Annotated in this window: 13 protein-coding genes and 1 pseudogene; 6 read left to right on the top strand and 8 right to left on the bottom strand. The window is 70.3% G+C overall.

Annotation, left to right across the window (positions count from 1 at the left end; translation table 11 throughout):
• On the top strand, positions 1–159 hold a 159-nt coding region (locus tag ACZ4VI_RS25145), incomplete at its 5' end, for a carboxyl transferase domain-containing protein (RefSeq protein ID WP_468002613.1).
• A 12-nt stretch (positions 160–171) separates the two neighbouring features.
• Positions 172–369 carry an acyl-CoA carboxylase subunit epsilon gene (locus ACZ4VI_RS25140; protein WP_468002594.1) on the top strand — a complete coding sequence of 66 codons (198 nt, stop codon included), beginning with the start codon at positions 172–174 and terminating at the stop codon, positions 367–369.
• Between the two features lie 145 nt (positions 370–514).
• Here the strand turns inward: ACZ4VI_RS25140 and ACZ4VI_RS25135 are convergent, their stop codons facing one another.
• The 8 genes from ACZ4VI_RS25135 to ACZ4VI_RS25100 form a co-directional block, all read right to left on the bottom strand.
• A complete protein-coding gene (locus ACZ4VI_RS25135; protein ID WP_050791473.1) occupies positions 515–1,096 on the bottom strand; it encodes a GTP-binding protein in 582 nt (193 codons plus the stop codon).
• A complete protein-coding gene (locus ACZ4VI_RS25130; RefSeq protein ID WP_468002592.1) occupies positions 1,077–1,637 on the bottom strand; it encodes a DUF742 domain-containing protein in 561 nt (186 codons plus the stop codon). Before ACZ4VI_RS25130 ends, ACZ4VI_RS25135 begins: the two co-directional genes overlap by 20 nt.
• Before the next feature lie 93 nt (positions 1,638–1,730).
• The gene (locus ACZ4VI_RS25125) at positions 1,731–2,144 is read right to left on the bottom strand and encodes a roadblock/LC7 domain-containing protein (protein ID WP_005311461.1); all 414 of its coding nucleotides are present in this window, start codon (positions 2,142–2,144) and stop codon (positions 1,731–1,733) included.
• A gap of 7 nt (positions 2,145–2,151) precedes the next feature.
• Entirely contained in the window at positions 2,152–5,358 is a 3,207-nt protein-coding gene (locus ACZ4VI_RS25120) for a sensor histidine kinase (RefSeq protein ID WP_468002590.1), read from the bottom strand.
• A gap of 338 nt (positions 5,359–5,696) precedes the next feature.
• Complete coding sequence (locus tag ACZ4VI_RS25115; RefSeq protein ID WP_468002588.1) at positions 5,697–6,278, bottom strand: GTP-binding protein; 582 nt, start codon at positions 6,276–6,278, stop codon at positions 5,697–5,699.
• Positions 6,259–6,666, bottom strand: a complete 408-nt coding sequence (locus ACZ4VI_RS25110; RefSeq protein WP_468002586.1) for a DUF742 domain-containing protein — start codon at positions 6,664–6,666, stop codon at positions 6,259–6,261. The genes ACZ4VI_RS25115 and ACZ4VI_RS25110 overlap by 20 nt, the downstream gene beginning before the upstream one ends.
• A gap of 130 nt (positions 6,667–6,796) precedes the next feature.
• Positions 6,797–7,210 carry a roadblock/LC7 domain-containing protein gene (locus tag ACZ4VI_RS25105; protein WP_030325548.1) on the bottom strand — a complete coding sequence of 138 codons (414 nt, stop codon included), beginning with the start codon at positions 7,208–7,210 and terminating at the stop codon, positions 6,797–6,799.
• Positions 7,211–7,219: 9 nt separating this feature from the next.
• Positions 7,220–10,891: a sensor histidine kinase gene (locus tag ACZ4VI_RS25100; protein ID WP_468002584.1), complete on the bottom strand. Its 3,672-nt coding sequence runs from the start codon at positions 10,889–10,891 to the stop codon at positions 7,220–7,222.
• A 543-nt stretch (positions 10,892–11,434) separates the two neighbouring features.
• On the opposite strand from ACZ4VI_RS25100, the gene ACZ4VI_RS25095 reads away from it, so the two are divergent.
• From ACZ4VI_RS25095 to ACZ4VI_RS25080, 4 genes and pseudogenes are all read left to right on the top strand, one after another.
• The gene (locus ACZ4VI_RS25095) at positions 11,435–11,626 is read left to right on the top strand and encodes a hypothetical protein (RefSeq protein ID WP_468002582.1); all 192 of its coding nucleotides are present in this window, start codon (positions 11,435–11,437) and stop codon (positions 11,624–11,626) included.
• Positions 11,627–11,705: 79 nt separating this feature from the next.
• Positions 11,706–12,491, top strand: coding sequence for a fumarylacetoacetate hydrolase family protein (locus ACZ4VI_RS25090; RefSeq protein WP_041131422.1), 786 nt, complete (start codon positions 11,706–11,708; stop codon positions 12,489–12,491).
• The gene (gene gltX / locus ACZ4VI_RS25085) at positions 12,484–13,959 is read left to right on the top strand and encodes a glutamate--tRNA ligase (RefSeq protein ID WP_468002580.1); all 1,476 of its coding nucleotides are present in this window, start codon (positions 12,484–12,486) and stop codon (positions 13,957–13,959) included. The genes ACZ4VI_RS25090 and gltX overlap by 8 nt, the downstream gene beginning before the upstream one ends.
• Positions 13,960–14,004: 45 nt before the next feature.
• A pseudogene (locus ACZ4VI_RS25080) lies at positions 14,005–14,103 on the top strand (HAD family hydrolase); the annotation flags it as partial.
• Between the last annotated feature and the right edge of the window lie 110 nt (positions 14,104–14,213).

Here is a 14,213-nt window from a genome sequence, read left to right as displayed (position 1 = left end):
GCCGAGCTGATGCACCCGTACTACGCCGCGGAGCGCGGTCTGGTCGACGACGTGATCGACCCCGCGGAGACCCGGGAGGTCCTCATCCGGTCCCTGGCGATGCTCCGTACCAAGCACGCCGACCTGCCGTCCCGCAAGCACGGCAACCCGCCTCAGTAAGAGGAGCCCTTCATGACGAGTCCTGCGAACCTTCTCCGTGTCGAGAAGGGCCACGCCGACCCCGAGGAGCTCGCCGCGATCACCGCGGTCCTCCTCGCCCGCGCCGCCGCCCAGCCCGCCGAGACCTCCCACGAGGGCCGTTCGACGGCTGGCTGGCGCCGCCTGGAACGCCAGTCGGGCTTCCGCCCCTCCCACTCCTGGCAGGGCTGACCCCAACACCCCCGAAGGCCCCCGCTCCCGCAAGGGACGGGGGCCTTCGCCATGGCCGCCCACAACGGAGGTGGTGGGGGAACGCAAAGGCCCCGCGCACCGGTTCGGTGCGCGGGGCCTTCGTACGTACAACCCGTCGGGACGGCTACCGCAGGCGGGCCATCAGGGCGTGCTCTACCAGGGTGATGAGCGCGCTCTTGGCGTCCGCGCGGTGGCGGGCGTCCGTGGTGATGATCGGGGTGTCCGGGCCGATCTGGAGGGCCTCGCGGACCTCCTCCGGGTTGTACGGCTGGTGGCCGTCGAACCCGTTCAGCGCGATGACGAACGGCAGGCCGCTGTTCTCGAAGTAGTCGACCGCCGGGAAGCAGTCGGCGAGACGGCGCGTGTCGACAAGCACGACGGCGCCGATCGCGCCGCGCACCAGGTCGTCCCACATGAACCAGAAGCGGTCCTGACCGGGCGTACCGAAGAGGTACAGGATCAGGTCCTGGTCCAGGGTGATACGGCCGAAGTCCATCGCGACAGTCGTCGTCGTCTTGTCGCCGGTGTGCGTGAGGTCGTCGATGCCCGCCGACGCAGACGTCATGACGGCCTCGGTACGCAGCGGGTTGATCTCCGAGACGGCGCCGACGAACGTGGTCTTGCCCACGCCGAAGCCACCCGCCACCACGATCTTCGCGCTGGTGGTTGAACGGGCCGCGCCGCCGCTAGAGCTTGCGAAGTCCACTGAGCACCCTTTCGAGCAGTGTCACGTCTGGCTGACCGCCGGCGGCCTCGTCGCCGCCGGGCTGGTGGATGGCGACAAGTCCGGCCTCGGCCAGGTCGGCGACGAGAATCCGGGCAACGCCGAGGGGAATGGAGAGAAGTGCCGAGATCTCGGCCACCGACTTGATCTCGAAGCACAGTCGGCAGATCCGCTGGTGCTCGGGCAACTGCCCCTGCAGCCGGGCCGGATCGGCCGTCGTACTGACCAGCGCCTCGATGGCGAGCTGGTAACGCGGCCGGGTCCGGCCGCCGGTCATGGCGTACGGGCGCACCAGCGGGTTGTGGTTCCCGCCCTGCCGCCCTGCACCACCCGCAGACCGCTGGGGCGCGGGCCCACCCATGGGCGCCGACTGCGCCTGCGGGTGCTGGTAGGGCTGCTGCATGCCTTGCTGCATGCCCTGTCTGCTCGGGGCAGAGGGGAAGTTGAACCGGTTCTGCGCCGAGTCTGCCTGTGCCTGCGCGTCAAAACCGTTGTACGGGTGTCCGCCCGGGGGTGTCCCCACGTCTCCTCCTCCGACTGCCTCGCGGTCCATGTCCCTGTGGAGCCGCGCCACCGCACCTTACGGTGCGGTGGCGTGAAACGCACTGTCTGTCTGTTAGTTGAGAAGACTTCCCTGAAGTTCCGCCCGGAGGTCAGGAGTCAGGACACTGCCCGCGCGGTCGACGAGCAGGGCCATCTCGTAGCCCACGAGGCCGATGTCGGCCTCGGGGTGCGCGAGCACGGCCAGCGAGGAGCCGTCCGAGATCGACATGATGAAGAGGAAGCCGCGCTCCATCTCCACGACCGTCTGGTTGACCGCACCGCCCTCGAAGATCCGGGACGCGCCCGCGGTCAGCGAGGTCAGTCCGGAGGCGACGGCCGCCAGCTGGTCGGCTCTGTCCCGGGGGAAGCCCTCGGACATCGCCAGCAGGAGTCCGTCGGCGGAGACCACCACCGTGTGCGACACCCCGGGGGTGTTGTCCACGAAGTTGGTGATCAACCAGTTCAGATTCTGCGCCGCCTGGCTCATGCTCACACTAACGCTCCTGGTTGTAGGTACTGCCCGGGCCGAGGCCCGATCCGTTCGTGTCCGTTCCCGCGGTGCGTCCCTGCTGGACACCGCGGCGCAGGTTGCTCAACCTGCCCCGGACGTCCTCAGGGTTGCGGGAGACCTGGGGGCCGCCCTGCGGGGTCTGCTCCGCCGTGCCCTCGACCAGATTGGCCTTCGGGACCCGCCGCGGAAGACCGGAGGAGGTGACCCCGCCCGCCTTCGGCTCGCGGAGCTTCTCGGCCCGCTGCCAGCGCTCGTCGTTCGTCGAGCGCCACTCTTCGGAACCGTCGGCCTCGTTCTGCTGGACCGGCGCCGGCTGCTGGACCGGCTGCTGGGTCGGCTGCCGCGTGGGCTGCGGGCCCTGAGCGGCGGTGCCGCCGCGGCGCGGCAGACCGGAGTCGGTCAGCGCGTGGCCGGCGTCCGGGGTGGGGTTCGGAGTCGAACCCGGACGGTCGAAGCCTACGCGCTCAGAGGCCGGTTCGGGAGCGCTCGGAGCAGATTCCGCTTCCGCTCCGTAACTCTGCTCGTAGCCGCCCTGATACGCGTTCTGATTCGCCCACTCGGCCTGCTGGCCCTGGGGCTCGTACGCGTGCTCGTAGGACGCCTGGCCCGTCTCCTGGCCCTGGTAGGCCGCTTCCGCATAGCCGGACTCGGCGTACCCGCCGGCGGGCTGGCCGTAGCCGTCGTAGCCCTGCTGGGGGTAGTCGTAGCCGTCGTGCTGCTGAGCCTGCCGGCCGTAGTCGGGCGCGTACTCCTGCCCGTACTCCTGCTCCTGGCCGTACTCCTGGCCGTACTCCTGCTCCTGCTGCCCGTAGCCCTGGTGCGAGGGGTCGACCTCGTCCCGGAACATCGGACGCTCGCCGCCCTGCGCCTGCGCCTCCAGGGCGGCCCGGCGCTCCTCGCGCTGGAGCGAGCGGTTGACCGGGTCGAGCTGGCGCTCCTCGCCCTGCTGCTCGTAGCGCGAGTCGTCGAAGCCGAGTTCGGCCGCGGTCCGCATCGGCTGCTGCTGCATCGGCTCGAAGGCGTGCTGCTGCTGTTGCGGGATGATCTGCGAGACCGTGAAGTCGTCCTGCGGCAGGGCCTCGCCACCACCACCGTGGGTGATCGCGTCCGGCAGCATGACGAGCGACGTCGTGCCGGCCTGCTCGCCCGAGGGGCGGAGCTGGACGCGGATGCCGTGCCGGTCGGCCAGCCGGCCGACCACGAACAGGCCCATGCGCTGCGAGACGGCGGCGTCCACGGTCGGCGGGTTGGCCAGCTTGTGGTTGATGTCCGCGAAGTCCTCGGCGGTCAGGCCGATGCCCTTGTCGTGGATCTCGACCATCACGCGGCCGTCGGGCAGCCGGGTCGCGGTGACGCGGACCTTGGTCTGCGGGGAGGAAAACGTGGTGGCGTTCTCCAGGAGCTCGGCGAGCAGGTGCACGAGGTCGGTCACGGCCTGGCCGTGGATCTCGGCCTCCGGGACACCGGCCAGCTCGATGCGCTCGTACTGCTCCACCTCGGAGGAGGCGGCGCGCATGACGTCGACCAGCGGCACCGGCTGGTCCCAGCGGCGGCCCGGCTCCTCGCCGGCGAGGACGAGGAGGTTCTCGCCGTTGCGGCGCATACGGGTGGCCAGGTGGTCCAGCTTGAAGAGGTTCTCCAGCTGGTCCGGGTCGGCCTCGTTGTTCTCCAGGTCGGTGATGAGGGTCAGCTGGCCCTCGATCAGCGACTGGTTGCGGCGCGAGAGGTTGGTGAAGATCGCGTTGACGTTGCCCCGCAGCATGGCCTGCTCGGCGGCGAGCCGGACGGCCTCGCGGTGGACCTGGTCGAAGGCGCGGGCGACCTCGCCGATCTCGTCCTGGGAGTCGATCGGGATGGGCTGAACGCGGGTGTCGACCCGGCCCGGCTCGGTCCTCGAGAGCTGGTCGACGAGCATCGGCAGGCGCTGCTCGGCGACGGCGAAGGCGGCGGTGCGCAGCTCGCGCATGGAGCGGCTCATCTGGCGGGCGATGAGACCGGCCAGGATGAAGGCGGCGAGGAGGGCGATGACGACGGAGCCACCGACGACGAAGGCTTCGGTCTTGGCGTCCGAGGAGATCTCGGCGGCCTCGTTCACGGCCTTGTCGACGAGCTCCTTCTCGACCTCGGTGTAGCCGTCGAACTTGCCGGTGGCCACGGCCATCCAGGTGTCGCGCGTGATGCCCTTCTTCTGGAGGTCCTTGATCCCGTCGGCGTCCTTCGCGGCACCGATCTCCCGGGCGAGACCGGTGAAGACGGAGCCGTCGGGGCCCTTGGGCAGCGTGATCCCGGCCGCCTCCATCCTCTTGGCGCCCTCGGCCGCCCGCTCGGACATGACCTGCTTCAGCCGGTCCACGTCCGCCTGGGTGCCGCCGGAGTTGTACTCGCCGAGAGCGATCTGCTCCAGGTAGTTGTACGAGTTGAACGCGACCGACTGCTGGGCGAAGACGTCGGCCTTCTGGCTGGGCCGGACCAGGAGCTGGGTGCCGATCGAGCGCTGCAGCGACTCGGCGGCCTTGGCGAGCTGGATGGCGTAGACCGTACGGCCGTAGGCGGTGATGTTGCCCGTGCCGAGCCCGAGCTCGTTGGAGAACTCCAGCAGGTAGTGCTGGACGCCGGTGTAGCCGAGCTGGGTGTTCACCGGGTCCAGGGCGCGCGTGTACGCGGCCTGGCGGAGCTTCTCGAGCTTGGGCTCCTCGTCCTGGAACAGCTTCAGGCGGCGCTCCAGGCCCTCGCCCTCCGGCATGTCCTTGATGGCCTCGTCGAACTTGACCTTGGCGGCGTCGGTGGCGGCGTACGCCTTGGCCACCTCGTCGCTCTTGCGGTCCTCGGCGGTCTTGGCCGTCAGCAGGGGAACGGCGGTCAGGTCGCGCTCGTTGAGCAGCGCCTGGCTGTACTCCGAGGCGGCGCGCACGATGCGCGCCGTCTTCTCGGCGTTCTGCGCCTCCTGCCAGGTGTCGATCGCCCCGTTCACCTGGAAGCCGCCCATGACGAGGCCGACCAGCACGGGTATGAGGAGGATCGCGTTCAGCCTGGTCGGCACCCGCCAGTTGCGCGGGGACAGCTTGCTCTGGCTGCCCGTGCCGGACGGGGGCGTCGCGGGCACCTCGGCGGGAAACGCCATCGTGCGTGCCGGCGGCGTGAAGTTGCCTCGCGCCTGCTGCTCCGCGGAGCTTTCCTTGCTTCGCCTCACTCGACCAACAACCTCTCGGCGTCGGCACCTACGTTGTGCCGTGTTTCGTTCAGGGCCGTACTACTCGGGAGTTCATGAATTGCAGCACGTGAAGGGGGTCCCCTCCAAACAGCCCTGAGCTCCGGGTTTCGTCGCTCAAGGCCATAGATAAAACGGGCATAAAGAACGAGCCCCGCCAAATGACGGGGCTCATGTGAGCGCAGTGGTACCGATCGGATGCGTCGGGTGTCCGCGCCGCCCCAATTCTCTGTCGAAACGTTATGAACCCGGGGGCGGACCGTGTCAAAGGACACAGGCCGCCCCTCGAAGGGCGTACGACAACTTCCGTACGGGTTCTCCTACTTGAGTCGTGCCATCAGCGCATGCTCCACAAGCGTGATGAGCGCGCTCTTGGCGTCCGCCCGGTGGCGGGCGTCGGTCGTGATGATCGGGGTGCCGGGGCCGATCTGGAGGGCCTCGCGGACCTCCTCGGGCGTGTACGGCTGATGGCCCTCGAAGCCGTTCAGCGCGATGACGAACGGCAGGCCGCTGTTCTCGAAGTAGTCGACCGCGGGGAAGCAGTCGGCGAGACGGCGCGTGTCGACCAGGACCACGGCGCCGATCGCGCCGCGCACCAGGTCGTCCCACATGAACCAGAACCGGTCCTGGCCCGGCGTACCGAAGAGGTACAGGATCAGGTCCTGGTCCAGGGTGATACGGCCGAAGTCCATCGCCACCGTCGTGGTGGTCTTGTCCCCGGTGTGCGTCAGATCGTCGATACCGGCCGAGGCCGAGGTCATCACGGCCTCGGTACGCAGCGGGTCGATCTCCGAGACGGCGCCGACGAACGTGGTCTTGCCCACGCCGAAGCCACCCGCCACCACGATCTTCGCGCTGGTGGTGGAACGGGCCGCACCGCCGCTAGAGCTTGCGAAGTCCACTGAGCACCCTTTCGAGCAGTGTCACGTCCGGCGTGCCGCCGGCCTCTCCGTTGCCCGGCTGGTGGATCGCCACCATGCCCGCCTCCGCCAGGTCGGCGACGAGGATCCGGGCCACACCGAGCGGCATCGACAGCAGCGCCGAGACCTCGGCCACCGACTTGACCTCACGGCACAGGTGGCAGATCCGCTGGTGCTCCGGGAGCAGGGTGGCGAGGTGCGCCGGGTCGGCCGTCGTGCTGACCAGGGCCTCTATGGCGAGTTGGTACCGCGGCCTGGTCCGGCCGCCGGTCATCGCGTAGGGCCGGACCAGCGGCTGGTCGCCCTCATGTCCGTACGACTCGTCGAGCGAGCCGCCGTACGGATCGTGAGAGGCGGGGGGCGGGGTCATGAATCCTCCGGGCGTGACGGCACGAGATCATGCCGTCTGATGGGGCCGGTGGGGGGCCGGGTGGGGCGGCCGGACGGTTTCTTGATACCCAGGGCGGCACGGAGGGGCGTACCGCCCTGTCGATACGTGTCTAGTGCAGCAGGCTGCCCTGGAGCTCGGCGCGGAGGTCCGGGGTGAGGACACTGCCGGCCCGGTCGACCAGCAGCGTCATCTCGTAGCCCACGAGGCCGATGTCGCACTCCGGGTGGGCGAGCACGGCCAGCGAGGAACCGTCGGAGACGGACATCAGGAAGAGGAAGCCGCGCTCCATCTCCACGACCGTCTGCGCGACGGGTCCGCCCTCGAAGATCCGGGACGCGCCCGCGGTCAGCGAGGTCAGTCCGGACGCGACCGCCGCCAGCTGGTCGGCGCGGTCGCGGGGGAAGCCTTCCGACATGGCAAGGAGCAGCCCGTCGGCGGAGACCACCACCGTGTGGGACACCCCGGGGGTGTTGTCCACGAAGTTGGTGATCAACCAGTTCAGATTCTGCGCCGCCTGGCTCATCGCGCTCAACTAATGCTCCTGCTGGTGGGTGGGGCCGACGTGGAAGCTGCCCGTGGTGGAGTTGCCCGCCTGACGGCCCTGCTGGATGCCGCGGCGCAGATTGGTGAGCCGGCCGCGGACGTCATCGGGTGCACGCGAGACCTGGGGGCCGGCCGTGTGAGCCTGCTCCTGTGCGGTCCCGGGTACGAGGTTGGCGCGCGGAACGCGCTTCGGAAGCCCGGAGGTGGTGATCCCGCCGGCGGCCGGCTTGCGGACCCGCTCGGCCTGGCGCACCAGCTCGTCGTTGGGCGAGGTCCGCCAGGAGGCGGGCCCGGCCTGCTGCTGACCGCCGTTGCCGTCGCCCTGCGGGGCGGGGCGCCGCGCCGGGGGAGCGGGCTGCGGGGGTACGGCGGGGGTCTGCGAGGTCTGCTGCGTTCCGCCCTGGCCCTGCTGACCCTGACCCTGGCCGCCCTGGCTCTGGTGGAACCAGTTGGTCTCCAGGGTGTCGTACAGCGGGGTACGCGCTTCCGCCGAGCTGCCGGCCGGAGGCAGGGCCTCGGGCTGGCGGGGCTGCTGGAGCTGGGGCTGCTGCGGCTGCTGCGGCAGGTTTCCGGCCGGGCGGGGCGCACCGTAGTCGCCGCCGCCGCGCTGGCGCGGGGCCGGGGCCTGGGGGGCCTGCTGCTGGTAGCCCTGCGGGGCCTGCTGCTGCGGGGCCTGCTGCTGTCCGAAGTCCGGGCGCGGGAACTGGGCGGTGGACGCCGCGTCCTGCGGTCCGGCCTGGTACGCGTGCGGGGCCTGCTGCCCGAGGTCGGGGCGCGGGAACTGGCCCGTGGAGCCCGGTCCCTGAGGCGCGGGCGAGGCGTACTGGCCCCGGCTCTCCGGCTCCTCGTGACCGCGCGGGGCGTCCAGCGGCGACATCTCCTGCTGCTGGCGGCGGACCGGCTGCGCCTGGTCGTTGCCCCAGCTCGCGGCCTGCGGGCGCTGCGGCTGGGGGGTGCCGCCGGGCAGTTCGGCGCGCGGGAAGCCGTTGTTCTGGGTGCTCTGGCCGTTGTTCTGGCCGGGACGGCCGCCCTGCGGGGCCTGGTTGCTCTGACCCTGCTGCGGCGACTGCCGGCCCTGGCCCTGGCCGTTGTTCCGGCCCTGGTTGTTCTGGCCGCCCTGGTTGCCCTGACCGCCCCAGACGTCCGTACGGGACGGGATGGCGCTCTGCGCACCGCCGAAGCCACCGGCGCCGAGGCCCGGCCGCTGCGGCTCGGCGGAGACCTGCGGCATCTGCGCGGTCTGCGGGCCCTGAGGCTGCTGCGGAGCCTGGCCCTGCGCACTGCTCTGGCCGGGCAGCGCGGCACGCGGACCGCTGCCCGCGCCGACCTGACCACGGGCGGTGGCGGCACCGGCACCGAGCCGACCGGCGGACGACGCCGACGGCGCCCCGCCGAGGCCCGGACGGCCACCGGCACCGGGACCGCCGGCCGCACCGGGACCACCGGTCAGACGGCCACCGGGAGCGGACGCGCCCTGCGGCATCGCACCCTGGCCACCGGCACCCGGCTTGGGGGCCGGCTTCTTGCCGCCGTGGGCGACGTCGACCGGGAGCATGACGAGCGCGGTGGTGCCGCCGGAGTCCGACGGGCGGAGCTGGATCCGGATGCCGTGTCGCAGGGACAGGCGGCCGACCACGAACAGACCCATGCGGCGGGAGACGGAGACGTCCACGGTGGGCGGCGACGCCAGCCGCTCGTTGATCGCGGCGAGGTCCTCGGGGGAGAGGCCGATGCCGGTGTCGTGGATCTCGACGAGGACGCGGCCGTCGGGCAGCGCGTGACCGGTGACGCGGACCTTGGTCTGCGGCGAGGAGAACGAGGTGGCGTTCTCGAGCAGCTCGGCGAGGAGGTGCACGAGGTCGTTGACGACGCGGCCGGCGACCTCGGTCGCGGGCACGGCGGCCAGTTCGATGCGCTCGTACTGCTCCACCTCGGAGGCGGCGGCACGGAGCACGTCGACCAGCGGGACCGGACGGGTCCACCGGCGGCCCGGCTCCTCACCGGCGAGGACGAGGAGGTTCTCACCGTTACGCCGCATGCGGGTGGCGAGGTGGTCGAGCTTGAAGAGCGAGGAGAGCTGGTCCGGGTCGGCCTCGCGGGACTCCAGCTCGGAGATGAGCGAGAGCTGACGCTGGATGAGGCCCTGGGAGCGGCGCGAGAGGTTGGTGAACATCGCGTTGACGTTGCCCCGCAGCAGGGCCTGCTCGGCGGCGAGGCGGACCGCCTCGCGGTGCACGTCGTCGAAGGCCGCGGCCACCTGGCCGATCTCGTCCCGGGAGTGCACACCGACGGACTCGACGGAGGTGTCGACGTCCTGCGGGTCGGACTCGGAGAGCTGCTTGACGAGCTCGGGCAGACGGTCCTGGGCGACCTTGGTGGCGGTGTCCTGGAGCCGGCGCAGCGACCGGATCATGGACCGGGCCACGACGAAGGCGCCGACGAGGGAGACGCCGAGGACGAGCAGGATCAGCGCACCGTTGATGATCGCTTCGCGCTGCGACTCGGCCCGCAGCTCACGGGCCTTGGTCTCCATCTTGTCGAGGAGGTCGGCCTCGATGACGGTCATGGCCGCGATCTTGGTGCCGTACTCGTCCGTGAAGTTCAGGTGACCGCGCGGGGCGCGGCCGGCCATGCCGGAGTCGATGGACAGCACCCGGTCCGCGTACTTGTCGGCGGCGTCGATGGACGGGTTGCCGGTCGTCAGCGTGCTGGTCAGCTCGTCGGCGTCGCCGCCGGCCGACTCGTAGATGGTCTGGAACTGCTTGAGCTCGACCTTCTCGCCCTGCTGGGCCGCGTAGCCGTAGAGGCGGTCGCCCTGCTCCAGCTTGCCGGGGCGGCTGTCGCTCGCCGGGAGCGCGGAGGCGATGATCGCCTGCTGGACGGAGGCGTACTCCTTGGCGGACGAGAAGGCCGCGAGGGCCCGGGTCCGCTTGATCATCTCGGGGTTGCTGGTCGCCTGCGCCATGTCCTGGGAGAGGCTGAGCAGCGAGCGGATGAGACGGCTGTACGCCTCGACCGTCACCGAGTGCGCGACGCCGGGCTTGTACGCCTCCTGGCGGATGCCGCCGATCTGGACGACCTGGGACGCGATCTGGCTGACGTTCTGGCGGATGCTCTGCAGCGCCTCGTCGCCCTCGGTGGCCGGGATCTCCGCGGTGGCGTCCATGAACGCCTTCTGGGCCCGGTCCGTGTTCTTGCGCGGGTTGGCGACCTGGTAGTCGGTGGCGGGCTTGCCGTTGGCCAGCGGACCGGCGGACAGGTCGCGCTCGGCCTGGAGGGCCTTGGCGAGGTCGGTCGCCTCTTCGGTCAGCTTGGTGAGCAGCTGCATGTGGTCGAGCTGCTCCATGTCCTGGAGCGACTCGCTGATACGGATGCCGCCGAGGCTGGTGGCCGCGACCACGGGGAGGGTCAGCAGGGCGACCAGACGCGTCGAGATGCGCCAGTTGCGCAGGGCTATTCGCGGCCCGACCTCGTTCTCGCCCCTGGGCTTCTTGGCGGCCGGGGCGGTGGGCTCGGCGGCTGCGGCCGTGGTGCTGTCACCGCCTGCCGCACCCTTGCCAGGCTTCTGGGCGTGCTGGGCCGAGGAACCGCGGTCGGTCCCGGCGCGAGGCTCCTGCTCCGCGGCAGCGTTGCTGCCATCCCTCTTGAATCGTCCCTGCACTAGCGTCGCAACCTCTGGACCAGGCGTCCTTCCGCGTGAACGGAGTGGACGGTGTCGGCGTCTCGGGACGCGAATGCGCCCCTTGGTGGTCGTCGATGACCGGCGCAGTTCCCCCTTCCCGCCGCTCACCCGGCGCTGCGTTGCGCCCCCTGCGCGCCGGCTTGAAACCGCGGCGGTGCGTGGAATTCCAGCACAGTGCCGGATCTCCAACAAGGGCCGCGTGCCGGGTGTCGGACGGCATAACAACCCGTGAACATCACGTCACCCCACGTAGAAGATGATCACGGAGGAATCGGGCGTATTACCTCCAAAGAGTCATGGAGGCCGAGTGTCCCAGTCGCGATGATCAGGAGCGGAATGGAGCATTCAGTGGTGCAATGTCCGTTTCCGTGCCCCCTGGTGACGGTCCGTAATGCCGGAATTATCACTGTGGTGGTGAGCAAACTCACACCTAGATCGTTGTCTTCCCCATGCATTCGAAGGGAATTGCACGTTTAGCCTGACGCTTTACATAACCCCCTGTTCTGTAGAGGCCTTCTCCTGATGACGAAGACGACGATGCTGCTCCGTTCCACGGCGAACCCCCGCCGCACCACGCTCGCGCACCTCGAGGACGCCGAGCTGCTCGGCCGGGGTGCCCAGCCGGAGCACGCGCTCGACCTCCCCACCCAGACGGCCAACCCCCGCCGCACGGTCCTCATGACCGCCCCCGAAGCGGCGCAGCCCGCACAGTAATACGGCGTCAGCGGCCCCTCACCGCGTTAGCCTGGAGCGTCAGACTCCAGCCAGTACCAAGTGAGGGGCGACAGCACTCGTGCGCATCGCCAGATTCTCCATCGACGGCAATGTCGCCTTCGGCGCCGTCGAGGGCGAGGGAACCGTCGAGTCCGGCGGTCTCGTCCTCGACATCATCAAGGGCATCCCGTACACCGACTTCGAGCTCAGCGGCACCAAGGTCCCGCTCAGCAAGGTACGGCTCCTGCCGCCCGTGCTCCCCAACAAGGTCGTGGCCATCGGCCGCAACTACGCGGAGCACGCCGCCGAACTCGGCAACGAGGTCCCCGACGTGCCCGTCGCCTTCTTCAAGCCGACCACCTCGGTCATCGGCCCCGGCGACGCCATCGAGTACCCCTCCTTCTCGAACGAACTGCACCACGAGGCCGAACTGGCCGTGGTCATCGGCCGCATGTGCCGCGAGGTTCCCCGCGAGCGGGTCAAGGACGTCATCTTCGGCTACACCTGCGCCAACGACGTGACCGCCCGCGACGCGCAGCAGCGCGAGAAGCAGTGGGCCCGGGCCAAGGGCTTCGACACCAGCTGCCCGCTGGGCCCCTGGGTGGAGACCGACCTCGACCCGAGCGACCTCACCATCCAGGCCACGGTCAACGGCGAACAGCGCCAACTCGGTCGTACGAGCGACATGATCCGCTCCATCGAGGACCTGGTCGTCCACATCACCGAGGCCATGACGCTGCTCCCGGGCGACGTCATCCTCACCGGCACTCCGGCCGGGGTCGGACCGCTCAACGTCGGCGACGAGGTCGCCGTCACCATCGAAGGCATCGGCACTCTCACCAACAAGGTGATCAAGCGTGGCTAACGCGAACATCCGCGTCCGTTTCTGTCCCTCGCCGACCGGCAACCCCCACGTGGGTCTGGTCCGCACCGCCCTCTTCAACTGGGCCTTCGCCCGGCACAACCAGGGCACCATGGTCTTCCGTATCGAGGACACCGACGCGGCGCGCGACTCCGAGGAGTCGTACAACCAGCTGCTCGACTCGATGCGCTGGCTCGGTCTCGACTGGGACGAGGGCCCGGAGGTGGGCGGCCCCCACGAGCCGTACCGCCAGTCGCAGCGGATGGACATCTACCGGGACGTCGCCGAGAAGCTGCTCGCCGCCGGCCACGCGTACCACTGCTTCTGCACCGCCGTGGAGCTGGAGGCCCGTCGTGACGCCGCCCGCCTGGCCGGCAAGCCGTCCGGCTACGACGGCACCTGCCGCAACCTGAGCGCCGAGCGCATCGAGCGCTACCGCTCCGAGGGCCGCGAGTCGATCGTCCGCTTCAAGATGCCCGACGAGCCGATCACCTTCACCGACCTGGTCCGCGGCGAGCTCACCTTCACCCCGGACAACGTCCCGGACTACGGCATCGTGCGCGCCAACGGCGCCCCGCTGTACACCCTGGTCAACCCGGTCGACGACGCGCTGATGGAGATCACCCACGTCCTGCGCGGCGAGGACCTGCTCTCCTCCACCCCGCGCCAGATCGCGCTCTACAAGGCGCTGATCGAGCTGGGCATCGCCAAGGAGATCCCGCAGTTCGGCCACCTGCCGTACGTGATGGGAGAGGGCAACAAGAAGCTCTCCAAGCGCGACCCGCAGGCCTCCCTCAACCTCTACCGGGAGCGCGGCTTCCTCCCCGAGGGCCTGCTGAACTACCTGTCCCTCCTGGGCTGGTCGTTCTCGGCGGACCAGGACATCTTCACCATCGAGCAGATGGTGGAGAAGTTCGACATCGCCGACGTCAACGCCAACCCGGCGCGCTTCGACCTGAAGAAGGCCGAGGCGATCAACGCCGACCACATCCGCATGCTGGACGTGAAGGCCTTCGCCGCGGCCTGCGAGCCCTGGCTCCAGGCCCCGCACGCCAACTGGGCGCCCGAGGACTTCGACCGCGCCGCCTGGGAGGCCATCGCGCCGCACGCCCAGACCCGGCTGACCGTCCTCTCGGACATCACGGCCAACGTGGACTTCCTCTTCCTGCCCGAGCCGGTCTTCGACCAGCCCTCGTGGGACAAGGCCATGAAGGGCGAGCCGGCGGCCCTGCTGACGACCGCCCGCGCCAAGCTGGAGACGGCCGACTGGAGCGACCCCGAGTCCCTCAAGGCCGCCGTCCTGGCCGCCGGCGAGGAGCACGGCCTGAAGCTCGGCAAGGCCCAGGCCCCGGTCCGCGTGGCCGTCACCGGCCGCACGGTCGGCCTGCCGCTCTTCGAGTCCCTGGAGATCCTGGGCAAGGAGAAGACCCTGACCCGCATCGACGCGGCGCTGGCGAAGCTGGCGGCGTAGTCTCGGCCCCATGCCGAGCCGAATGCCGGGCGGTACCGTCGGCGTATGGCCATCCGCGCGGTCCTCTGGGACATCGACGACACGATCTTCGACTACTCCCGCGCCGACCTGACCGGCATGCGCGACCATCTCACGGCCGAGGGGGGGGGGGGGGGGGGGGGGGGGGGGGGAGGGGGGGGCGGGGGGGGGGGGGGGGGGGGGGGGGGGGGGGGGGGGGGGGGGGGGGCGGGTGGGGGGGGGGGGGGGTGTTTTTC

It is taken from the genome of Streptomyces sp. NPDC029169 (genome assembly GCF_055563935.1).
The sequence above is the reverse complement of the archived record's forward strand: the minus strand, read 5'-3'. Positions and strand labels throughout refer to the sequence as shown.